The 22,477-nt window shown below is 69.3% G+C and carries 18 protein-coding genes and 1 pseudogene; 14 read left to right on the top strand and 5 right to left on the bottom strand.

All coding sequences use genetic code 11. From position 1 onward, the window contains the following. The first annotated feature begins 404 nt into the window (after positions 1-404). The 3 genes from TU30_RS22670 to TU30_RS22660 all read left to right on the top strand — a co-directional run bounded on the left by TU30_RS22670 (position 405) and on the right by TU30_RS22660 (position 2,382). A complete protein-coding gene (locus tag TU30_RS22670) occupies positions 405-1,094 on the top strand; it encodes a response regulator (protein ID WP_042172921.1) in 690 nt (229 codons plus the stop codon). 106 nt (positions 1,095-1,200) lie between these two features. Then, positions 1,201-1,599 carry an OB-fold nucleic acid binding domain-containing protein gene (locus TU30_RS22665; protein WP_078878444.1) on the top strand — a complete coding sequence of 133 codons (399 nt, stop codon included), beginning with the start codon at positions 1,201-1,203 and terminating at the stop codon, positions 1,597-1,599. 3 nt (positions 1,600-1,602) lie between these two features. Then, the gene (locus TU30_RS22660) at positions 1,603-2,382 is read left to right on the top strand and encodes a DUF3159 domain-containing protein (RefSeq protein ID WP_042172916.1); all 780 of its coding nucleotides are present in this window, start codon (positions 1,603-1,605) and stop codon (positions 2,380-2,382) included. A 69-nt stretch (positions 2,383-2,451) separates the two neighbouring features. On the opposite strand, the gene TU30_RS22655 is transcribed toward TU30_RS22660, so the two are convergent. Both TU30_RS22655 and TU30_RS22650 read right to left on the bottom strand, forming a co-directional pair. Then, complete coding sequence (locus tag TU30_RS22655; RefSeq protein ID WP_042172914.1) at positions 2,452-3,129, bottom strand: TrkA family potassium uptake protein; 678 nt, start codon at positions 3,127-3,129, stop codon at positions 2,452-2,454. Then, a complete protein-coding gene (locus TU30_RS22650; RefSeq protein ID WP_042172911.1) occupies positions 3,129-3,800 on the bottom strand; it encodes a TrkA family potassium uptake protein in 672 nt (223 codons plus the stop codon). The genes TU30_RS22655 and TU30_RS22650 overlap by 1 nt, the downstream gene beginning before the upstream one ends. Before the next feature lie 581 nt (positions 3,801-4,381). Here TU30_RS22650 and TU30_RS22645 point away from each other — a divergent pair. The 8 genes and pseudogenes from TU30_RS22645 (at position 4,382) to TU30_RS32990 (ending at position 15,151) form a co-directional block, all read left to right on the top strand. Continuing rightward, positions 4,382-6,427: an APC family permease gene (locus tag TU30_RS22645; RefSeq protein ID WP_042172909.1), complete on the top strand. Its 2,046-nt coding sequence runs from the start codon at positions 4,382-4,384 to the stop codon at positions 6,425-6,427. A 67-nt stretch (positions 6,428-6,494) separates the two neighbouring features. Next, entirely contained in the window at positions 6,495-7,823 is a 1,329-nt protein-coding gene (locus TU30_RS22640; protein ID WP_042172907.1) for a class I SAM-dependent RNA methyltransferase, read from the top strand. 327 nt (positions 7,824-8,150) lie between these two features. After that, positions 8,151-9,137 (top strand): AAA family ATPase, encoded by a 987-nt coding sequence (locus TU30_RS22635; protein WP_042172905.1) that lies wholly within the window; start codon positions 8,151-8,153, stop codon positions 9,135-9,137. Between the two features lie 133 nt (positions 9,138-9,270). Then, positions 9,271-11,769 (top strand): S8 family peptidase, encoded by a 2,499-nt coding sequence (locus TU30_RS22630; protein ID WP_052479892.1) that lies wholly within the window; start codon positions 9,271-9,273, stop codon positions 11,767-11,769. Between the two features lie 187 nt (positions 11,770-11,956). Continuing rightward, on the top strand, positions 11,957-12,838 hold the full coding sequence (locus TU30_RS22625) for a class I SAM-dependent DNA methyltransferase (RefSeq protein ID WP_234307957.1): 882 nt from the start codon (positions 11,957-11,959) through the stop codon (positions 12,836-12,838). 126 nt (positions 12,839-12,964) lie between these two features. Beyond that, entirely contained in the window at positions 12,965-14,143 is a 1,179-nt protein-coding gene (locus tag TU30_RS22620) for an ISAs1 family transposase (protein ID WP_052479891.1), read from the top strand. Positions 14,144-14,156: 13 nt separating this feature from the next. After that, positions 14,157-14,378: pseudogene (locus tag TU30_RS22615) on the top strand (tyrosine-type recombinase/integrase); the annotation flags it as partial. A 254-nt stretch (positions 14,379-14,632) separates the two neighbouring features. Further along, positions 14,633-15,151, top strand: a complete 519-nt coding sequence (locus TU30_RS32990; RefSeq protein ID WP_078878442.1) for an FMN-binding negative transcriptional regulator — start codon at positions 14,633-14,635, stop codon at positions 15,149-15,151. Between the two features lie 68 nt (positions 15,152-15,219). On the opposite strand, the gene TU30_RS22605 is transcribed toward TU30_RS32990, so the two are convergent. Further along, entirely contained in the window at positions 15,220-15,864 is a 645-nt protein-coding gene (locus tag TU30_RS22605) for a TetR family transcriptional regulator (RefSeq protein WP_042172902.1), read from the bottom strand. Between the two features lie 149 nt (positions 15,865-16,013). On the opposite strand from TU30_RS22605, the gene TU30_RS22600 reads away from it, so the two are divergent. After that, positions 16,014-17,507: a DHA2 family efflux MFS transporter permease subunit gene (locus TU30_RS22600; RefSeq protein WP_042172900.1), complete on the top strand. Its 1,494-nt coding sequence runs from the start codon at positions 16,014-16,016 to the stop codon at positions 17,505-17,507. Positions 17,508-17,770: 263 nt separating this feature from the next. Further along, a complete protein-coding gene (locus TU30_RS22595) occupies positions 17,771-19,006 on the top strand; it encodes a cytochrome P450 (protein WP_042172898.1) in 1,236 nt (411 codons plus the stop codon). On the opposite strand, the gene TU30_RS22590 is transcribed toward TU30_RS22595, so the two are convergent. Then, positions 18,960-21,404: a LuxR C-terminal-related transcriptional regulator gene (locus TU30_RS22590; protein ID WP_158719354.1), complete on the bottom strand. Its 2,445-nt coding sequence runs from the start codon at positions 21,402-21,404 to the stop codon at positions 18,960-18,962. The genes TU30_RS22595 and TU30_RS22590 overlap by 47 nt on opposite strands. 249 nt (positions 21,405-21,653) lie before the next feature. After that, the gene (locus TU30_RS22585; protein ID WP_158719353.1) at positions 21,654-21,806 is read right to left on the bottom strand and encodes a hypothetical protein; all 153 of its coding nucleotides are present in this window, start codon (positions 21,804-21,806) and stop codon (positions 21,654-21,656) included. An 84-nt stretch (positions 21,807-21,890) separates the two neighbouring features. Between TU30_RS22585 and TU30_RS22580 the strand changes: the two genes are divergently transcribed. Next, positions 21,891-22,477, top strand: a 587-nt coding sequence (locus TU30_RS22580) for an IS701 family transposase (RefSeq protein ID WP_107068551.1), incomplete at its 3' end; no start/stop codon positions are given.

Here is a 22,477-nt window from a genome sequence, read left to right as displayed (position 1 = left end):
GTCGCGGGGGCAGCCCCCTGTACTCCCTGTACGGCATCGGCCCCGGTGTCCGTGAGCGACCGCGGCGCGGGCCCCCGGCCGCACCTCCCGCAGCACCGCCGTGGCGTCGCCGTGACCGGTACCCGGGGCCGGAGCCGGCCGCAGCCCCGTCAGAGGTCCGTCAAGGCCGGACTCCGCGTCCCGGCCGGCGCCTTCGGCTGCCTGGCACGAACGTAGGGTCGGCTCCGCGGCCGGCGGTGGCCTCACCATGACACCGACCCTCCGCGCGGCGGCCCCCGCGGCGACGGCCGCGACGGGGGCCTGCCGGCACCACGCCCGGAGCCTGTGAGCCCTGCGGGCCCGGAGCCCGTCCACCCCGCAGAACCGGAGCCCGCGGGCCCCGCAGAACCCGAAAGGCACTCCTCATGACCCGTGTGCTGGTGGTCGACGACGAGCCGGCGATCGTGCGCGCCCTCGTCATCAACCTCAAGGCCCGCTCGTACGAGGTCGACTCCGCCCACGACGGCGCCGAAGCCCTCCGTCTGGCCGCCGCCCGCCACCCCGACGTGGTCCTTCTGGACCTGGGGCTGCCCGACATGGACGGCGTCGAGGTGATCCGGGGACTGCGCGGCTGGACCCGGGTGCCGATCCTGGTGCTGTCCGCCCGGCACGCCTCCGACGAGAAGGTCCAGGCGCTCGACGCGGGAGCCGACGACTACGTCACCAAGCCCTTCGGCATGGACGAACTGCTGGCCAGGCTGCGGGCCGCCGTGCGCCGCGCCGAGCCTTCCGGCGAGAACGGGGACGAGGGAGCCCTGGTGGTGGAGACCGACGGGTTCACCGTCGACCTGGCCGCGAAGAAGGTGCACCGCGACGGCAGGGACGTACGGCTGACCCCCACCGAATGGCACCTGCTGGAGGTCCTCGTACGCAACGGCGGCCGGCTGGTGGCGCAGAAGCAGCTGCTCCAGGAGGTCTGGGGGCCGTCGTACGGGACGGAGACGAACTACCTGCGCGTGTACATGGCCCAGCTGCGCCGCAAGCTGGAGGCCGACCCGTCCCACCCGAAGCACTTCATCACCGAGCCGGGCATGGGGTACCGCTTCGAACGGTGAGCGCCCGCCCGGGGCGTGTGCGCTGCGCGCGGGGCCGGGAGCGGCCGGTTCGGACCGGGCGGGCAGCGGGTGCGTAACCGTGGGAGCGCCCCGGTACGCTTCACGTATGGGTGCTGTTCCTCGCTCGGAGAAACCGACGGGCCGGTTCCGGCGCATGCTCGACCGGCTCTCCTCGTCCCAGGAGGACCTGGAGTCCGAGGAGCTGCGTGAGGACGCCGAGACCGCCGGCTGTACACGAATAGGTGACTGCCAGGACCGGCAGATAGTGACGGTTACTGGTACCTTGCGCACGGTCACGCTGCGGCCGCGCGCGGGAGTCCCCGCCCTGGAGGCCGAACTGTTCGACGGCTCCGCCGCGCTGGACGTGGTGTGGCTCGGCCGGCGCTCCATCGTCGGGATCGAACCGGGGCGCAGACTGATCGCGTCGGGCAGGATCTCCCTGAGCAGAGGCCGCAGGGTGCTGTTCAACCCGAAATACGAACTGAGACCCCTCGGACGGGAGTAGCCGGTGACGTCACTCGACAAGCCGACAACCGAAGACACATCCGCCGACGACGCCCGGGCGGTGACCGAGGCCGCCCTGTTCGAGGCGTTCGGCGGGGTGCGGGGCATGGTCGAGACGGTGCTGCCCGGTCTCCTGTTCGTCAGCATCTACACCATCAACAAGAACCTGCACATGGCGGCGATCGCGGCGCTCGCCGTGTCGCTGGCGATGGTCGTGGTCCGGCTGGCGAGGAAGGACACCGTCAAGCACGCCTTCAGCGGCGTCTTCGGCGTCGGCTTCGGTGTGGTCTTCGCGATGATGACCGGCAACGCCAAGGACTTCTACCTGCCGGGCATGCTCTACACCACGGGCCTGGCCCTGGCGTACATCATCACCGCGATCGCCGGTGTCCCGCTGATCGGTCTGATGCTGGGCCCGATCTTCCGGGAGAACCTCTCCTGGCGCACCCGCAACCCGGGCCGCAAGAAGGCGTACACCAAGGCAAGTTGGGCCTGGGGTCTGATCCTGCTCGGCAAGAGCGCGATCCTGTTCCCGCTGTACTGGTGGGCGGACACGACACAGCTGGGCTGGGTCCTGGTCGCGCTGAAGATCCCGCCGTTCCTGCTCGCCGTGTACCTGACCTGGGTGTTCCTGGCGAAGGCGCCGCCGCCGATCGACGTGTTCGCGGAGATGGAGGCGGAGGAGCGTGCCGAGGAGGAGCGCCGGGCCGCGCGCGAGCAGGAGGAGGAGCGGCGCGCGGAGGACGGCGACGCGACGACGACGGGCCGGCACCGCCGCCCCTGAGCGCTGTGAGCACGTACGTGAGTGGGGCGCCCGGAGATCTCCGGGCGCCCCACTCACGTCCTCGCGTGCCTAGCGCGCGGTGTCGGTCCTGCGTACCGACAGCAGGTCCTCCAGCTGCTCCTCGCGGGCCTGGGCGGCCACGAAGAGCAGTTCGTCGCCCGCCTCGAGCGAGTCCTCCCGGGTCGGGGTGAGGACGCGCGTCCCGCGGATGATCGTGACCAGGGAGGTGTCCTGCGGCCACTGGACGTCGCCGACCTGGGTGCCGGCCAGCGCCGACTCCTCCGGCAGGGTCAGCTCGACCAGGTTGGCGTCCCCGTGGCTGAAGTGCAGCAGCCGGACCAGGTCGCCGACGCTGACCGCCTCCTCGACCAGGGCCGACATCAGACGCGGGGTGGAGACGGCCACGTCCACGCCCCAGGACTCGTTGAACAGCCACTCGTTCTTGGGGTTGTTCACCCGGGCGACGACGCGCGGAACGCCGTACTCCGTCTTGGCCAGCAGGGAGACGACCAGATTGACCTTGTCGTCGCCGGTCGCGGCGATGACGACGTTGCAGCGCTGGAGCGCCGCCTCGTCCAGGGACGTGATCTCGCAGGCGTCGGCGAGCAGCCACTCGGCCTGCGGCACCCGCTCCACCGAGATGGCGGTCGGCGCCTTGTCGATGAGCAGGATCTCGTGCCCGTTCTCCAGCAGCTCGCCCGCGATCGAGCGGCCCACCGCGCCGGCTCCGGCAATGGCGACCCTCATCACTGACCGCCTTCCTCTTCGGGACCCTTGGCGAATACCGCCTCGACCTTGTCGATCTCGTCGGTGCGCATCATCACGTGCACCAGGTCCCCCTCCTGCAACACCGTCTGGGAGCTGGGCAGGATCGCCTCACCGAGCCGGGTGAGGAAGGCCACGCGGACGCCGGTCCGGTCCTGCAGCCGGCTGATCCGGTGCCCCACCCAGGCCTGCGAGGTGTGCACCTCGGCGAGCTGCACACCGCCGGTCGGATCGCGCCACAGCGGCTCGGCGCCCGAGGGGAGCAGCCTGCGCAGCATCTGGTCGGCCGTCCAGCGGACCGTCGCCACCGTGGGGATGCCCAGGCGCTGGTAGACCTCCGCGCGGCGGGGGTCGTAGATACGGGCGGCGACGTTCTCGATGCCGAACATCTCGCGGGCCACCCGCGCGGCGATGATGTTGGAGTTGTCCCCGCTGGAGACGGCGGCGAAGGCGCCCGCGTCCTCGATGCCCGCCTCGCGCAGGGTGTCCTGGTCGAAGCCGATCCCGGTGACCCGGCGGCCGCTGAACGAGGAGCCCAGCCGGCGGAAGGCGGTGGGGTCCCGGTCGATCACGGCGACCGTGTGCCCCTGCTCCTCCAGGGTCTGGGCCAGGGCGGAACCCACCCGCCCGCACCCCATGATCACAACATGCATCGCGTCACACCGCGCTTCCTGCAGGCCCGTCGACCTTCATGACCCTCGTGACCATCGTGCTCATGTCCTTCTTTCGGCTCGCCGGGCAACCCGCGGCGGCCCGATGACGGGCCGCGGGGCAACATCATGCCGGGACGGCGCGTTCCCGATCTCCTCCGGGGCCCGGTCCCGGGTACCCGGGACCAACGTATCCGTACCGGGAGACGGTCAGCGGCGGGTGATGCTGCGCACGCTCGCCAGGGTCAGGATCCCGAGGCCGAGCAGCGCGGCGAGGGCACCGATCAGTTCTGCGGGCGCGTACATGGGGACCTCCACGGAGCGGCGGCGGACAGGGCCGGCGGGCAGGGCCCGGCGGTAACGGACAGGGGCCCAGTCATATAGGCATGGAATCAGTGGGCTTCGCGGAACCCGCAACGCCGTCACCCCGCCTTTTCACCCGGAGAGCAGAGGCACGGACGCCCCGCAACCCGGCGGTGCACCCGAGTGCCGTACGGAGTGCTGTACGGAGTGCCGTACGGAAGCCGTATGGAAGTGGGTGGTGGGTGGGTCGCTCCTTGTACCAAGGCCTACGATCCACTGTTGTGTCCAAACTGACCGACGTGCCCAAACGCATTCTCATCGGGCGCGCGTTGCGCAGCGACCGACTGGGCGAGACGCTTCTGCCCAAACGCGTCGCCCTTCCCGTCTTCGCCTCCGACCCCCTGTCGTCCGTGGCGTACGCGCCCGGTGAGGTCCTGCTCGTCCTCTCCGTCGCGGGTCTGTCGGCGTACCACTTCAGCCCCTGGATCGCGGTCGCGGTCGTCGTCCTGATGTTCACCGTGGTCGCCTCCTACCGGCAGAACGTGCGCGCCTACCCCAGTGGCGGCGGCGACTACGAGGTGGCGACGACCAACCTCGGCCCCCGGGCGGGCCTGACCGTCGCGAGCGCCCTGCTCGTCGACTACGTCCTCACCGTGGCCGTGTCGATCTCCGCCGGCATCGAGAACCTGGGCTCGGCGATCCCGTTCGTCGTCGAGCACAAGGTGGCCTGCGCGATCGGCGTGATCGTGCTGCTGACGCTGATGAACCTGCGGGGCGTGCGCGAGTCGGGCACCCTCTTCGCGATCCCCACGTACGTGTTCGTCGCCGGCGTCTTCACCATGATCGCGTGGGGCACCTTCCGCTCGGTGGTGCTCGGCGACGACATGCGGGCACCCACGGCGGACTACGAGATCAACCCCGACCACCAGGGCCTGGCCGGCTTCGCCCTGGTCTTCCTCCTGCTGCGCGCCTTCTCCTCCGGCTGTGCCGCGCTCACCGGCGTCGAGGCGATCTCCAACGGCGTACCGGCCTTCCGCAAGCCCAAGTCCAGGAACGCGGCGACGACGCTCGCCATGATGGGCCTGCTCGCCGTCACCATGTTCTGCGGCATCATCGCACTGGCCCTCGCGACCGACGTCCGCATGGCCGAGAAGCCGGCCACGGAACTGTTCCGCGACGGCGTCCCGGTCGGCCCCGACTACGTACAGCACCCGGTGATCTCGCAGGTCGCCGAGGCCGTGTTCGGCGAGGGCAGCCTGCCGTTCCTCGTCCTGGCCGCCGCGACCGCGCTGGTGCTCTTCCTCGCCGCGAACACCGCCTACAACGGCTTCCCGCTGCTCGGCTCGATACTGGCCCAGGACCGCTACCTCCCGCGCCAGCTGCACACCCGCGGCGACCGGCTCGCCTTCTCCAACGGGATCGTGCTGCTCGCCGGCGCGGCCGTCCTGCTGGTGTGGGCCTACGGCGCCAGCACCACGCACCTGATCCAGCTGTACATCGTCGGCGTCTTCGTCTCCTTCACCGTCAGCCAGATCGGCATGGTCCGGCACTGGAACCGCCTGCTGACCACCGAGAAGCAGCGGGCCGCACGCCGCCACATGATCCGCTCCCGGGCCATCAACACCTTCGGCGCCTTCTTCACCGGCCTGGTCCTGGTCGTCGTCCTCGTCACCAAGTTCACCCACGGCGCCTGGGTCGCCCTGCTCGGCATGTGCTTCTTCTACGCGCTGATGACGGCCATCCGACGGCACTACGACCGCGTCTTCGAGGAGATCGCCGCCCCCGAGGGCCCCGGCCCCGACATGGTGCGCCCCTCCCGCGTCCACTCGGTCGTCCTGATCTCCAAGATCCACCGCCCCACGCTGCGCGCCCTCGCCTACGCCAAACTGATGCGCTCGGACACCCTGGAGGCGCTCAGCGTCAACGTCGACGCGGCGGAGACCCGGGCGCTGCACGCGGAGTGGGAGCGGCGTGGCATCGAGGTGCCCCTGAAGGTGCTGGACTCCCCGTACCGCGAGGTCACGCGACCGGTCATCGAGTACGTCAAGAACCTGCGCAAGGAGTCGCCGCGGGACGTGGTGTCCGTGATCATCCCCGAGTACGTGGTCGGCCACTGGTACGAACAGCTGCTGCACAACCAGAGCGCGCTGCGGCTGAAGGGCCGGCTGCTGTTCACACCGGGCGTGATGGTGACCTCGGTGCCGTACCAGCTGCAGTCCTCCGAGGTGGCCAAGCGGCGCGCCCGCAAGCGGGCGGACTGGACGGCACCGGGGTCGGTGCGGCGCGGGCCGGCGGAGCGGTCGAAGGACTCCTCCCCGCACACGTAGACTGGACGGCTGTTGTCGCGGGCCACCGCCCGCACCTACGCCCCCGATGTTGTGGAGTCACCCCGCCATGCAGGCAGAACCGAAGAAATCGCTGGTGGGGGAGGAGTACGAGGTCGAGGTCGGCCCCGTCGCCCACGGTGGCCACTGCATCGCCCGTACGTCCGAGGGCCAGGTGCTGTTCGTCCGGCACGCGCTGCCCGGCGAGCAGGTCGTCGCGCGGGTGACCGAGGGCGAGGAGGGCGCCCGCTTCCTGCGCGCGGACGCGGTCACGGTGCTGGACGCCTCCAAGGACCGCATCGACGCCCCCTGCCCGTACGCCGGGCCGGGCCGCTGCGGCGGCTGCGACTGGCAGCACGCCAAGCCGGGAGCGCAGCGCCGGCTCAAGGGCGAGGTCGTCGCCGAGCAGCTCCAGCGGCTCGCCGGGCTCACCCCCGAGGAGGCCGGCTGGGACGGCACGGTCGTGCCCGCCGAGGGCGACAAGCTCCCCGCCGGCCAGGTCCCGCAGTGGCGCACGCGCGTGCAGTACGCGGTGACCGCCGACGGCCGCGCGGGCCTGCGCCGGCACCGCTCGCACGAGGTCGAGCCGATCGACCACTGCATGATCGCCGCTCAGGGCGTCAGCGAACTCGGCATCGAGAAGCGGGACTGGACCGGCATGGACTCCGTCGAGGCGATCGCCGCGACGGGCTCGCAGGACCGCCAGGTCGTCCTCACTCCGAAGCCGGGGGCACGCCTGCCGCTGGTCGAACTCGACCGCCCGGTCTCCGTCCTGCGCATCGACGAGCGCAACGGCCAGGTCCACCGCGTCCACGGCCGCCCCTTCGTCCGGGAACGCGCCGACGGCCGCACCCACCGGGTCGCGAACGGCGGCTTCTGGCAGGTCCACCCGAAGTCGGCGGACACCCTGGTCACCGCGGTCATGCAGGGCCTGCTGCCCCGCAAGGGCGACATGGCCCTCGACCTGTACTGCGGCGCCGGCCTGTTCGCGGGCGCCCTCGCCGACCGGGTCGGCGACGCGGGAGCGGTCCTCGGCATCGAGTCCGGCAAGCGCGCGGTCGAGGACGCCCGGCACAACCTCGCCGACTTCCCCCGCGTCCGCATCGAACAGGGCAAGGTCGACTCCGTCCTGCCCCGCACCGGCATCACCGAGGTCGACATCGTCGTCCTCGACCCGCCGCGGGCGGGCGCCGGCCGCAAGACGGTGGAGCACCTGTCGTCACTGGGCGCGCGAAGGATCGCGTACGTCGCCTGCGACCCGGCGGCCCTGGCCCGCGACCTGGCGTACTTCCAGGACGGGGGGTACCGGGTGCGGACACTGCGGGCGTTCGACCTGTTCCCGATGACGCACCACGTGGAGTGCGTCGCCATCCTCGAACCCACCGCGAAGGGCTCCTGACCTGCGGTTTTGTGCGTGCGCATTATGTGCGTTGTGGGCGTTACGGGCGATATCTTGACGCTGAAATGACGCTCGTGACGCTCGTTTGACGCTCGTTCTGATGGGGTGTCAGGCTGATTGTGTCGCTGCTCAGGGCTCTGATGGCCACTCTGTGGGGCAGGTTGGCCGCATGGGTCTGATCGACGGTGCGCTGCTACGGGCGGTGAGCGGGAACGTCCAGGCAACACTCTGCCGCCTCGAGCCGTACGATGCAGGCGGCGCAGGCGCCCAGCGGCTCCTGGGTGGACCTCTCTCACAGATAGCTGGCATCGGAAGGGTGACAGGCGTATGGCGGCAAACGCCGAGCACCTGAAAGCTCTCGTGCGAGCCCACGCCGAAGCCAACGACGACCTCTTCTATAGCGTCGCCCTGCAGGTGGCGGCAAAGTCCGCTCGCCAGGGGCAGGGGAAGTTCGCTGTAGAACTGCGTGAGCTGGTTGAGACCGCGCAGCAGAAGCAGAGCAGAGCCAGCAGCCGGAATGCCGCAACCCCGGTAGTGCAGCCCCGCGGCGAGCTCACCAGCCTTCTGACAGCGGGCTACCCAGACACCCAACTTGACGACATGACCCTGGACGCGGGGCTACGAGCGTCTCTGGACCGAGTGCTGCACGAGCAGCGTCAGCGAGCCCGGCTGGAGCGTTTCGGCTTCACTCCAGTGCACCGCATCCTGCTGTCCGGCCCTCCAGGAACCGGAAAGAGCATGACCGCCGCAGCATTGGCCGGCGAGCTGAAGCTGCCGTTGTTCACCATCCGTCTGGACGGACTGATCAGCCGGTTCATGGGCGAGACCGCAGCAAAACTGCGCCTGGTTTTCGACGCGGTCGCCCAGACCCGCGCTGTCTACTTGTTCGACGAATTCGATGCCCTCGGCGCCGAGCGAGCGGCAGGCAACGACGTCGGCGAGGCCCGCAGGATCCTGAACTCGTTCCTACTGTTCCTGGACGAGGCTCCCTCTGAGAGCCTGGTCGTCGCCGGCACCAACCACCACCAGCTTCTGGACAGGGCGCTCTTCCGCCGCTTCGACATGATCGCCACGTACGGCCCCCCCACGCCCGAGCAAGCCGTGGAGGTCATGCGCCGACGGCTAGCCGGAATGGATATAGGCACAGTACGGTGGGACGCCGTGACAGACAGTGCATCCGGTCTGAGCCATGCCGAGCTAGTCAAAGCGGCGGAAGCGGCAGCCAAGCGGGCCATCCTGGCCGGCCGAGACGTAGTGGACGAGCAGCTGCTGCTGGAAGCGCTGAGCGAGCGGCACGCCTCCCACCATGCCTGAGCCCGCAAGAGCGACCCCGCACTTGGTGGTGCCTTGGCGGGCCGCCACGCTGACCCCGCGCCCGGAGCCCTCTGGCGGAGGCGGACCTGACCTGGCCCAACGCGAGGACCGTCACGGGCACGCTGCTGCACTGGTGGACGGCCTTGAGAAAGCCGAACGCGAGTCGGCCCAGCTCATCCACGAGACCCCCGACGCGTTCCAACCCGACGGTTTCGCCGTGCGGATCGAAGCAGCGCGTGACCACCCGCTTTCGCTGGAGCGTCTCGACGGCTCGGGCCTGACCCTCATGAGCAGCCATCCGCAGACCGACGACGGTCCGCAGGATGCGCTGCTCTGGGTCCCATTCGACAAGGTCACCTCGTTCACGCAGCGGATCCACGCCTTCACCGAGGACACCGACGGAGGCAACCCCAAGCAGGCCCCCTTGGTTGCCAACATGGAGCAGATCCACCGAGCGCTTCTGGAGCACCTCTGGCAGGAGCGGCAGGACCTGCCGCCCATGGACGAGGAGCGGTGGTGGGAGCTGTGGTTTGATCCACGGATCTCGCCGACGGATCCGGTTGTCACCCTGCGTGCCCTTGCTGGCGAGCGGCACTGGCGCATGAGCGACCGGGCGATCCATGTGGGCGAGCGTCTTGTCGCGCATGTCGCGACGAGCGGCGAAGAGCTCACGGTCCTGCTGGCCACGAACGCCTGCCCTGCCGAGATCCGCAAGCCGACCTTTGCTGAGGGCCTCCACGCCGTTGACCGCGCCTTCCGCGTGGACCTCGTCGAAGATCTCGCCGAGCGCATTGAGCCAGCAGACCCGCAGGCCCCCGCGGTATGCATCCTGGACACGGGCATAGCCCAGGAACATTCGCTACTCAAGCCCGCACTGCACGAGCGGGCCTACAGCGTGCTGCCAGGCAGTACACCAGCCGACCGCAGCGGACACGGCACGCAGATGGCCGGGCTCGCCCTGTTCGGAGACTTCGCTGCCGCCCTCGAGTCGAAAGGCCCAGTGGTTCTCAGCCACGGCCTGGAGTCCGTGAAGATCCTCGACGACAGCTACGTGCCGGAAAAGTCGCCGCAGACCTGCGCCGAGACGACCGCGAACGCTGTAGCGACCGCCGAAATCGGCAATGGTGGTCCCATGCCGTCCGCCCGGGTCTTCTCGATGGCCGTCACCCGACAGTCCGGGGAAGGCGAGAACGGTGTCGACGGCACAGCAACCCTCTGGTCGGCCACCCTGGATGCTCTGGCGGCGGGCACGGACGTGACCGTGCGAGACGACCGCATCGGTTTGATCGGCGCACCGGATCCGGAGGCGTCGCGGCTGATCATCGTCAGCGCAGGCAACGTCCGCGGTGCCGTTCCCCATCAGATGCTCACCGAGGATGGCACGCTGGATCCCCTGCTGCTCTCCGACCTATCGCGTATCGAGGAACCTGCCCAGGCGCACAACGTGCTTACCGTCGGGGCCTGCACGCACCTCGATACCGTCCCGGACACTCCCGTGTTCCGTGGGTATCGGCCGCTCGTCGTCCAAGGCGGCCTGTCGCCATTCAGCCGAACCTCCGTGGCGCTCACAAACGCGGCCATCACCAAGCCCGACATCGTCCTGGAAGGCGGCAATATGCTCGTCGCGCCGGACGATAGTTTCCTGGACCAGCACGAACTGGTGAGCGTGGCAACCACCCACCACGACCCCGCGCGTCAGCTGACCTGGACGAACGCCACCAGTGCTGCCACCGCACAGGCGGCAGCACTGGCCGCCACGGCGATGAGTACCTATCCCGGACTACGGCCGGAGGCGGTCCGCGCCCTGCTCGTCCACGAAGCACAATGGACGCCGGCCATGGTCGAACAGGGCCTTTTCAAGAAGACCGGTACTCCCAGACTGGCCAAGGGGGAGGTCATGCGGCAGGTGATTCGCCGCTACGGCTGGGGCGTACCCACCGCCGAACGTATACGCAGCAGCGCCTCCAACGCCGTCACGATGATCATTCAAAACACCCTGGTGCCGTTCAAGAGGGTCAAGGGCGGGCAGGTCCGACTGGCCGAACTCAAGCTGCACGAACTGCCATGGCCGCTGGAGCAGCTGCGCGAGCTGGCCGAGACCACCGTGGACCTGCGAGTGACGCTCGCCTACATGATCGAACCCAACCCCGGCCGGCGTGGCATGCTCGGCCGTTACAGCTACGCCTCGCACGGTTTGCGCTTCGCCATCAAGGGCCCCACCGAATCAGGCGACGCCTTCCAGAGGCGGTTGGCTGAACAGGCAGAACACGAAAGTGACGGGATCGGCAACCCGAAAGCGTTCGAGTCCCACAGCCACTGGCTGGTCGGCCCCCGATTCCGCAATCTCGGCTCCCTGCACGCAGACATCTGGCGCGGATCAGCGGCCGAACTCGCCGACTGCGGCACGCTCGCGGTCTACCCGGTGGGCGGCTGGTGGAAGGCGAACAAGCGCAATGACCGAATCGGTCTCCCTGTCAGCTACGCCCTCCTGATCTCCCTGCGCACCCCAGAGGTCTCCACCGACCTGTACACCCCTATCGCAACCCAGCTTGGCGTGCCGGTCGAGGTCACTCCACAAGCACAGACCGAAACTGTGGACGGCATCCCCATCCAGATGGAATTCGGCTGGTAGGTGACCAGGCGGGCCCACCCCAGCGTCGGCGGCCCTGATGGCAACCGGCGCATGCTTCCGGCCATCTTGAGATCATCGGCCGCAGCCTCGCGGCCCGTCCGGTTTCCGTACGCTAGCCCTGTCAGACCTCTCCAGTACGGTGCGAGCAGCCGGGCCCTCGCAGCGGAACAACACAAGAAGGTGGCGTGTGAGCGACAAGAATCAGGAGCTGGCCGACTTCATTTGGTCGGTCGCCGACCTGCTACGGGGCGACTACAAGCGCTCCGAGTACGGCAAGGTCATCCTGCCGATGACGCTTCTGCGGCGCATGGACTGCGTGATGAAGGACACCCGCGAGGCCGTATGGGCACGGGCTGAGTCCTTCGCGGGTCAGAACAAGGATGCGGTCCTGCGTGCCACAGCCGGCCGCGACTTCTACAACCTCTCCCGCCAGACCTTCGCCACCATCGGTGCGGACCCGGACACGCAAAAGGTCGAGAAGAATCTCAAGGACTTCATCGGCGGCTTCTCTTCGGAGGCCACCGAGATCCTCGACCACTATGCCTTCCATCTGCAGATCGACCGCTTGGCCAAGGCCGGCCTGCTCTACCTCGTGGTCCAGAAGTTCGCTGGCATCGACCTGAGCCTCGCGGCCGTGGACAACCACAACATGGGTTACGTCTTCGAAGAGCTGATCCGCAAGTTCGCGGACGCCTCGAACGAGACCGCCGGTGAACACTTCACCCCGCGCGAGGTCATCGAGTTGATGGTCGAACTGCTGCTGGCCCCGGACGGCGAGCGCCTCACTGGAGCCGCCCCGGTGGTCGACATCCTGGACCCGGCCTGCGGCACCGGCGGCATGCTCTCCGCGGCCCAGGACCACATCAAGACGCTCAACCCCAACGCGCGCGTCAACGTCTTCGGACAAGAGCTGAATGCCGAGTCGTACGCGATCTGCCGATCTGACATGCTGCTGAAGGGCCAGACCGCCTCCAATATTCACTTCGGCAATTCCTTCACCCAGGACGGCCATGAGGACGAGCAATTCGAGTACATGCTCGCCAACCAGGGCGCGTGCGTTCTCACATAGCGAGATGAGCAACTCGTGTGCTGGCGTGCCGTGATGGCCTGCTTGTCCGTGGCTGGAGACGGCGAGCGCGACCCCTGATGATCAAGGTTCTCGAAGCCTTTGATCACGAACAGGGGTCGCGTTCGCGTGTCATCTTCCCTGATCGATGTTCTCCAGCGCCACCGCCGGGACGTCGACCTGTTGCACCTGCCTGCCGGACCATCCGAACTCACCTCCCTGGCCGACGTGCTGGACCGGCTGCCCGATCCGCGGCGGGTGCGGGGCCGCCGCTACCGGTTGGGGTCGCTGCTCGCCCTGTGCCTGCTCGCGGTACTCGGCGGCGCCACCACGCTGGCCGGCATCGCCCGCTACGCCGTCGACGTCGCTCCCGATGTGCGGGAAAGGATCGGGCTGCGCCGCCTGCCGCGCGCGACCACCCTGGGCCGCCTGCTGGCGCGTCTGGACGGTGACGTCCTCGACGACGCCGTGGGCGCCTGGCTGGCCCGGCACGCCACCGACCCGGCCGGCGACGACTTTCCGGGGCTGGTGGGAGTGGCCGTCGACGGCAAGGTCGTACGTGGCAGCCGCCAGGGCACGCAGGCGGCCATCCACCTCCTCACCGCCGTCCTGCACGAGGGCCAGACGGTGATCTCCCAGCGACAGATCACCTCGAAGAGCAACGAAATCCCCGCCTTCGCCCCACTGTTGGAACGACTCGACCTGCGCGGATGCGTCATCACCGCAGACGCCATGCACACCCAGACCGGCCATGCAGAACACCTCATCACCCGGGGCGGGCACTACATCCTGGTCGTCAAGGACAACCAGAAGAAGCTGCGCCGACAACTGCGACGTCTGCCCTGGCGCGACGTCCCGCTCCAGCACCGCACCCGCACACAGGGCCATGGCCGACGCGAGATCCGCCGACTCAAGGTCTGCACCGTCCAGCCCAGCCTCCTCTTTCCGCACGCCGTGCAGGCCATCGAGGTCAAGCGCCGCCGCACCACCCGCACGACGAACAAGACGACCATCAAGACGATCTACGCGGTCACCAGCCTCGCCCCCGAACAGGCCACCCCGGACCGGATCGCCGAACTGATCCGCGGACACTGGCAGGTCGAGGCCCTGCACCACGTGAGAGATGTGACCTTCGCCGAGGACGCCTCCCGCGTCCGCGCCGGCACCGCACCCCGGGCGATGGCGACCCTCCGCAACCTCGCCATCGGCCTCATCCGCCAGGCCGGCTGGACGAACATCGCCGCCGCGACCGACCACTACCGGTCACGAACCGACCACGCACTCCAACTACTCAATCTTGAAGCCTGAGAACGCATCAGCCCTGTTCAAGGACCTGCCTGCAGCGGACGGTGTCGGCATCTACGGCTTCCGGCACTACTTCGCTTCGAACGCGCTCGGGAGCGGGACACCGATCACCGACGTGGCTGAATGGATGGGCCACAAGTCGATCGAGGAGACGTATCGCACCTACCGGCATCTGATGCCGGGGAGCATCACCAAGGCGGCCCGCATCCTGGACACCGGCCTGTGGGACGCGACCTGAGGCCGCAGCGAAGCCTGTCGGGGCTGCCCTCCGGTTTGGGCTGCAGCGGTACCCCATGGCACAGGTTGTAGAGACCTTCCAGGGACGTCTATGCCAGTCCAGTGCGGGCATGAAATCGCAGTTCAGAGCCACTTGATCCGGGAGCGAACGCACCCGCTCATCCGTCCGTACGAGGGGTGCGTGCCCCTTCCAGCGCGACCGGGTCGTGTGAGCGCAGGAGCGGGAACGGCCGGATCGACTAGCCCTACGGCAAGCTGCGCGGGCATCTCTCGCGGGGCAACCCGATCTGTGAGGCGCTGGCCTGCACGTCGAGGTGGTGGGCGTTCCTGGCCCCCAGCGCCTACATCTCGCCCGACCACTACGCCTCCCAGCCGCACTTCCCGACCTGGGCGTACGCGGCCGTGCACGTCACGGGCCGGCCGCGGCTGCTGGACGAGGTGCGCACCATGCGCCAGCTGGACGACCTAATCGAGGGCCAGGAGAGCCGGCTCGCACCGAAGCAGCCCCGGTCGCTGCCGCGCCGGGCGAGCGCGCTGTTCGACGAGTACCTTCAGCTCATCCAAAGGTTCGAGATCCCGATCGGGCGCATCGACGGCGTGTACAAGCTCGGCCAGAACAAGTCCCCGGCCGACATGGCCTCCCAGGCACGGGCCTTCCGGGAGCGCGGCACGGACAGCATGGACCGGCTGGCCGACTACATCGAGCGGCACAACAACCTACCCAGGCAGGAGCACGGCCATGGCCCGGATCAGCCGGCGGACGCGGCCGGCTGATCCGGCGTACGTCGGCAGAACGACGACGGCGCCGCCTCTTCGGAGGCGTCGTCGTCGTCGTCGCGGTTTCACTTCTGGGCGGCTGCCCCAGCCAGTCCCTGGCGCAGCAGGGCGTAGGCGTGGTCGGTGTCGGCCACCGCCTCGGGGTAGACCTCGTCAGCGGACCGGCCGGCGACGATGCGCTGCCAGTTCACCGACGCCAGGATGCGCTCGGTGGCGATGACCTGGCCGGCCAGCAGGGCGGCCGTGATCTCGCGGTCGGAGTCCAGCGCGTCGACCAGGGCCTGGGCGAGCGCCTCCTCGGCCTGGGCCAGGTACTGGCTGACGCGTGCCACCAGGCTGGGCGTGGAGTACACGAGGTGGTGGAAGGCGAGGACGTCCTCGTCGTCGTTGAGCCCTGTGATGGGGTCCCGGGCCGCCAACCCGTCCAGGAAGTGCTGGTGCAGGGCGTCGATCGCGGACACCCCGGGCGGCCGCTCCGCGACGACGGTGCTGCTCACCGTCTGGTGGTCGGCGAAGCGGTGGACGACCAGGTCTTCCTTGGTGGGGAAGTACTTGAACAGCGTGGGTTTGGAGACCTCGGCGACGGCCGCGATGTCGACGACCGAGACCTGGTCGAACCCGTGTTCAAGGAAGAGCGTGATCGCCGTGTCGGAGATCGTCTCTCGCGTTCGCTGTTTCTTGCGCTCCCGCAAGCCCATCGGCGCATTCACCAGGCCATCCTAGCACATCCCCTTACCCGGGCAATCAGATGACCGAGTCTGCGAATTGACTTGGTTAAGGAATCTGCTCTAGTGTCCGCCAGCGGAAAACGGACGGGCCGGACCGAGCGCCGCCCGCGGTGAGGGAAGGACATCAGGACATGGCACAGGCAACAGCGGCCTCCACCGAGAGGTCGGTGCGCTACCGGTGGTCGGGGCTGGGGGTGATCGCCCTGGCTCAGCTAATGGTCATGCTGGACATGACCATCGTGAACATCGCCCTCCCGTCGGCCCAGCAGGACACCGGGATGTCGGACGCGAGCCGGCAGTGGGTGGTCACCGCCTACACCCTCGCCTTCGGTGCCCTGCTGCTGCTCGGCGGACGGGTCGGCGATCTCGTGGGCCGCAGGCGCGCCTTCGTGGCCGGCGCCGTCGGCTTCGCCGTCGCCTCGGTGGCGGGCGGCGCCGCGCCGAACGCCGAGGTGCTCGTCGGAGCCCGCGCGGCGCAGGGCGTGTTCGCCGCGCTGCTCGTGCCCTCGACCCTGGCCATGCTCGCCACCACCTTCACCGAACCACGCGAACGCGCCAAGGCGTTCGGTGTCTTCAGCTCGGTTGCCAGCGCCGGTGGCGCCATCGGCCTGCTGGGCGGCGGCGTGATCACCGAGTACCTCGACTGGCGCTGGTGCTTCTACGTCAACGTGCCGATCGGCGTGGCCGTGGCGGTCGGGGCCTTGCTGCTGCCGGCGATGCCCGCCAACCGCCAGCGCGTGGACGTCCCCGGCGCGGTGCTCTCCGCCTGCGGCATGCTCGCCCTCGTCTACGCCTTCGACCAGGCGGCGACCCACAGCTGGACCTCGCCCCGCGTCCTCGGCTGCCTCGCCACCGCCGTGGTCCTGCTCGCCGCGTTCGGCCTCACCCAGGCCAGGGGGCCGGCTCCGCTGCTCCCGCTGCGGCTGGTCGTCGACCGCAACCGGGCGGGAGCGAGCCTGACCATCGCCCTAGCCATGGTCAGCCTGTTCGGCCTGTTCCTGATCCTCACCTACCAGTTGCAGGTGGTGATGGACTTCTCGCCTCTGCGCACGGGCCTGGCGATCCTGCCGGCGACCGTGGCGACGGTGCTCACCTCCACCCAGATCGCCGCCCGACTGGTGCCCCGCGTCCCGCTGCGCCTGCTGGTCGTGCCGGGCCTGTTCATCGCCATGCTGGGCCTGCTCAACCTCGGCCGGCTCACCCCCGACAGCTCCTACGCCTCGACGCTGATGCCCACCCAGATCCTGCTCGGCATCGGTGTCGGACTGGTGATCTCGCCGTGCATCAGCGTCGCCACCTACCGCGTGCCGCCGCAGGAGGTGGGCGTGGTGTCGGCCTTCGTCTCCACCTCCCAGCAGCTGGGCGGCTCCATCGGCACGGCCCTGCTCAACGCCATCGCCACCAGCGTGACCGCCGACCGGATCGCGGGCGGCGGCCGCGGTGAACGGGCCGTGACCGAGGCGACCGTTCACGGCTACGCCGTCGCGAGCCTGTGGGCCGCGGGCATCACCGCCCTCGCCGCCGTACTCGCCGGCCTGCTGATCACCATCGACCTGCGCAAGCCCGCCCAGGCTTCCCCGGAGCAGGCGCGGGCCACGGAAGGCGACCTGGCGCCCAGCAACTGACCGCGCCCCCCGGACCAGCAGCTGCCGGGTGTTTTCCTCCGGCTCGGTGGCTGCGCCCGACCAGCAGTCGCCGGGTGACCTCCCCCGGCCCGGAGGCTGCTCCGGCCGCCCGCCGGAACCCACTGAACGGACCCGGCGGGCGGCCCCTATCAGGCCCCTACACCCCCTCATCTCGCCGCAGATCAGGCCCGGCCACCAGAGGCGTACATAGGCTCAGCGCCACCCGCGATCGGCCCGGAGCCGTCACTTTCGAGGATGTGCCCATGCTTCAGGATTCAGCCCCTCTGGAACTCGACGACGCGTTCATGCAGGACCCGCACTCCGTGTACGCACGGCTCAACGCCGAAGGCTCGGCGCACCGAGTGATGATGCCTCCCGGGGTCCCTGTGTGCGGCGGACTACCGGTCTGGCTGATCACCGGCTACGAGGAGGTGCGGTCGGCGCTGGCGGACCCCCGGTTGAGCACCGACCTCAACCGGACGGATCGGCTGTTCGCGCAGAACGAGCCGGACCGCAACAAGCGTGGCGCCTTCTCCTCCGCCCTCGCCACCCACATGCTGCACTCTGACCCGCCGGACCACACCCGCTTGCGTAAGCTGGTGAACAAGGCCTTCACCAGCCGCGCCATCGAGAAGCTGCGGCCGGAGATCGAGCAGATCACCGGCGAACTGCTCGCCGCCCTCCCGGACGACGATCCGGTGGACCTGCTGGACTCGTTCGCGTTCCCGCTGCCGATCCGGGTGATCTGCCTACTCCTGGGCGTGCCGCTGGAAGAGCAGGAAAACTTCAAGTCCTGGTCCAAGGCGCTCGTCTCCGGTGACTCGCCGGCCGCGACCGCCGCCGCCTCGACCGCGATGATTGAGTACCTCGGTGAGCTGATCGAGCGCAAGCGCCGTACGCCCACCGACGATGTGCTCGCCGCGCTGGTCTCGGCCCGTGACGTCGACGACCGGCTCACCGAGACCGAACTGGTCTCGATGGCCTTCCTGCTGTTCATCGGGGGCCACGAGACCACCGTCAACACCCTCGGCAACGGCACACTGCACCTGATGCGGAACCTGGGCCAATGGGAGGCGCTGCGCCAGGATCGCTCCCTCCTGCCCGGCGCGGTCGAGGAGTTCCTGCGGTTGGAGAGCCCGCTGAAGCACGCCACCTTTCGCTGCGCCACCGAGGACCTGCGCATCGGTGACGCCAAGATCCCGGCTGGCGACTTCGTACTGCTGGCACTGGCCTCTGCCAACCGGGACCCCGAGCGCTTCGGGGATCCGCACACACTGGACGTCCGCAGGCCCACCGGCGGCCATGTCGCCTTTGGGCACGGCATCCACTACTGCCTCGGGGCGCCGCTGGCCAGGATGGAGGCGCAGGTGGCGTTCGGCGTGCTGCTCGACACCTTCCCCGCCATGCGGCTCGCGGTCGATCCCGAGGACATGCGCTGGCGCACCAGCACCCTCATCCGCGGGCTGCACTCACTGCCGGTGCGGCTGAACCGCCCATAGTGTCCAGGCCCTGCGGCAGTTCGTCACGGCGGGACAGGTTGAGCTTGCGCAGGACACGTGTCATGTGCTGCTCGACCGTGCTGACCGTGATGAACAGCCGGCGGGCGATCTCCCGGTTGGTGTGGCCCTCCGCCGCGAGGGCGGCCACCCGCAGCTCGGCCTCGGACAACACGTCATGCACCTGCTCCGAGGCCTCATGCCCGGCAGCGCAGCGCCGTCCCTCGGCCGCCCGCTCCGCGTCCGGCAGCAGGTTCAGGCTGAGCGGCTCGGCATGGCATTTCTTCGCCATCCGGTAGGCACGCCGGACGATCACCCGGGCCCGGTTGGACTGCCCGAGCAGATGGTAGACACGGCCCAGATCACCCAGGGCGTGCGCCAGCAGCCAGTCGCTGCCGGAGGCCTGGAGTTCGTCCACGGCCTCCTGCAGCGCCTGCAGCCGCTGCCGGGGCTTCATCGTCGAGGCCAGCAGGCGCAGGGCGTTGCCGTGCACCCGGGGACTGCTCTTGTGCCGGGCCAGTTCCTCCTGCAGGTAAGTGACGGCCTGGTCCGGCTCGCCCAGGCGCAGCCGGGCTTCAGCCACCCCGGTGCGCCACGGGATAAGCGTGGTGTCGCCTACTCCCCAGCTCTCCAGGGCCTTGCCGCATGCCAGGAAATCTCCGAGGGCGGCCTGAAGACGCCCGGTAGCCAGATGGAACTGGCCTCGGGAGTACAGGTAGTGCTGGCCGAAAACGGTCTGGAAGACCGCCTTGGGCACCGGGCGGCAGAGCCGGGCCCGCGCCTCGTCGTACCGGCCCATGGCGGTCAGCGCGTACACCGAACTCGCCAGTGGTAGGGCGATGCTCAGACCCCAGCCCTGCGACGACATTCGCGACAGGGCCAGGTCGCTGTGGGTCTCCGCCTCCAGCAGCCGGCCCTGCCGGATGAGGTTCGCAGCCCGTAGGGAGGACAGCAGTGCGATGTTCCGCTCGCGGGCCGCGTCCAGCAGCGTGGTGCACCACGCGTCGACCTGTTCCGTGCGGTCGGCATAGAACAGGGTCATCAGCGCCAGCGGAATGGTTTCCAGGGTCGGCGTCAGACTGGACATCTCCAATACGTGGGCGGCGCCGACCACTGCCTCCTCCGCCTCACCGCCCCGTAGTACGACGGACAGAGCGGTGGCTGCTTGAAGGCGCGGTTGCGCTGCGATGGCCGCAGGAGTGAGCTCCTCGGTGACGTCGGGGGTCACCTCACCGAACATGCGCCGGTGGAACGGCGGGCACAGCACGGACAGCCACTGCTGCAGCGCGCGGGCCTCGGCAAGGCCCTGCTCGTCCGGCTCGTCGGCCAGTTGCCGGTCGACCAGGTGCAGCATCTCCGCCGCCTCGTCGACGTAGCCGTGCCAGACCAGGTTCTTGATCAGGGACATCGCACCGGACAGGGCCGTGAGGTGCCCGGCTTGGAGGGCCTCCTTCAGCTCCGGGAGCCGGCGCATGGCCTTGGCCGGGTCGACCTGCCAGGCGGACAAGGTGTGCTGGAACAGGATGGACGCCCGCAGAGGCCCGTCCGGGCAGATGACGTGGGCCAGATCGAACAGCCGCATCGCCTTGGGGAACTCGTCCTGGGCGAGCGCCTCGATAGCGGCTTCCCGGAGCAGTGGGGGAGCCCAGGATTCCGCGATACCTCCCGCCGCCACGATGTGTTCGGCCACCGTGGCCGGATGTGCGCCGTTGTCGTGCAGGAGTACGGCGGCCCGCCCGTGCAGCCGCGCCCGCTCCTCGGCGGAGACCTCACCTCCCAGCACGGTGTGCATCCTCGGGTGACGGAAGTCCGGTCCCGCCAGCAGGCCGGCCTGGGTCAGCTCCTGAAGGTGCCGGGTGGGCGGGTTCGTGCTGTCGCGGTCGAGCAGCACCGACAGCGCGTCCGGCCCCAGCACCGCCAGGTGCCGGGCGAGATCGGCCGCGGGCGCGCTGACCCGGTGGACACAGTCGACCACCGCGGAGTCGAACATCTCCCCGGCGACCGGCCATAACGCGGCCGCGCCCGTGTACGTGCCCTGCAGAGCGTTGCAGGTGTCCTCGACCAGCGCCCGCGTCAGCAGCGGGCTGCCCCCGCTCGCCGCGCGGAACTCCGCGGCGCCGGCCTCGTCGGCGGGCACGCCCAGCCGCTCGGTGAGCAGCAGCCGGATGTCGCCGACGGTCAGCGGGCCGACCCGCAGCTGATGGAATCCGGGCTGCCGGGCGAACTCGGCCCGCGCGGTAGCGTACGGGGGCAGGGCTTGCGGCCGGTCGGTGAACACCGCCAGGACCCGGGAGGCGACCATGCGGCGGGCGAGGTGCCCGAGGCAGCCCAGCGACTCGGGGTCGGCCTCGTGAATGTCGTCGACGGCGAGGACGAGGGGATGGCCGTCGGCCAATTTCATGACGGTCGTGCAGAATTCATCCAGGGCCTTGTCACGTTCACCCTCCGGTGCCCGAGTGACGGCCGCAAGGCTGCGGCCGACGGCTGCGAGCGTGTCACTCGTCCGCTGTGAAGCTCCTTTGAATCGCCCTGTGTGCCACACGAGTTGATGGACCACGCCCCAGGAGTTGGCGCGCTCCCTCGGGGAGCAGGCCGCTCTCAGGACGAGGGAACCGGATTGGGTGTGCATCTTTTGAGGGTGTCTGTGTGATCAGGCGGTGAGTATGAGGGTGTTGCGGTAGCGAGCCTGGTGGTTGCGGGTGTACTCCTGTTGTTCGTGCCAGGCCCAGTAGTACTCCAGCCGTAGATCGTGATCTTGCTGGTAGGGGGTGCCGCGGGCACGCGTACGGCCACCAGTGATCATCGGTGTGTGAAGACAGAAGAACAGCTGGTGGCCGCGGGTCACAGCATAGAGCCTGCCCGCTGGCGGGAGACCTTCGAGGTCCTGATGGGCGGTATCGCCGGCCGGTTCGCCCGGGTCGAACCGCGCAGGCACGCCCGGGAGTTCGTCCTCGGCCTGCTGGCGGGCCTGCCCCGCAAGAATTGCTGGACCCTTGCCGAGCACACGGGCCACGCCACCCCGGACCGCTTCCAGCACCTCCTCGCGCGGGCGAAGTGGGACGCCGACGCAGTCCGGGACGACCTGCGCGGCTTCGTCGCCGATCACCTCGGCACCGACGACGTCGTCCTGGTCGTCGACGAGACCGGCGACCTGAAGAAGGGCACCCACACCGTCGGCGTCCAGCGCCAGTACACCGGCACCGCCGGACGCATCGAGAACAGCCAGGTCGCCGTCTACCTCGCCTACTCCGCCCCACGCGGGCACACGGCGATCGACCGCGAGCTCTACATCCCCCGCTCCTGGACCGACGATCCGGACCGCTGCCGCTCGGCCGGCATCCCCGACACCCACACCTTCGCGACGAAACCCCAGCTCGCCGCCCGGATGATCGAACGCGCCCTGGACGCCGGGACCACCGCCGACTGGGTCACCGGCGACGAGGTCTACGGCAACAACACCCACCTGCGGACCAC

This window comes from Streptomyces sp. NBRC 110035 (genome assembly GCF_000829695.1).
In the GTDB taxonomy this organism is placed as follows: Bacteria; Actinomycetota; Actinomycetes; order Streptomycetales; family Streptomycetaceae; genus Streptomyces.
Note: the sequence above shows the minus strand (reverse complement) of the source record. Positions and strands in the feature narration are given on the sequence as shown.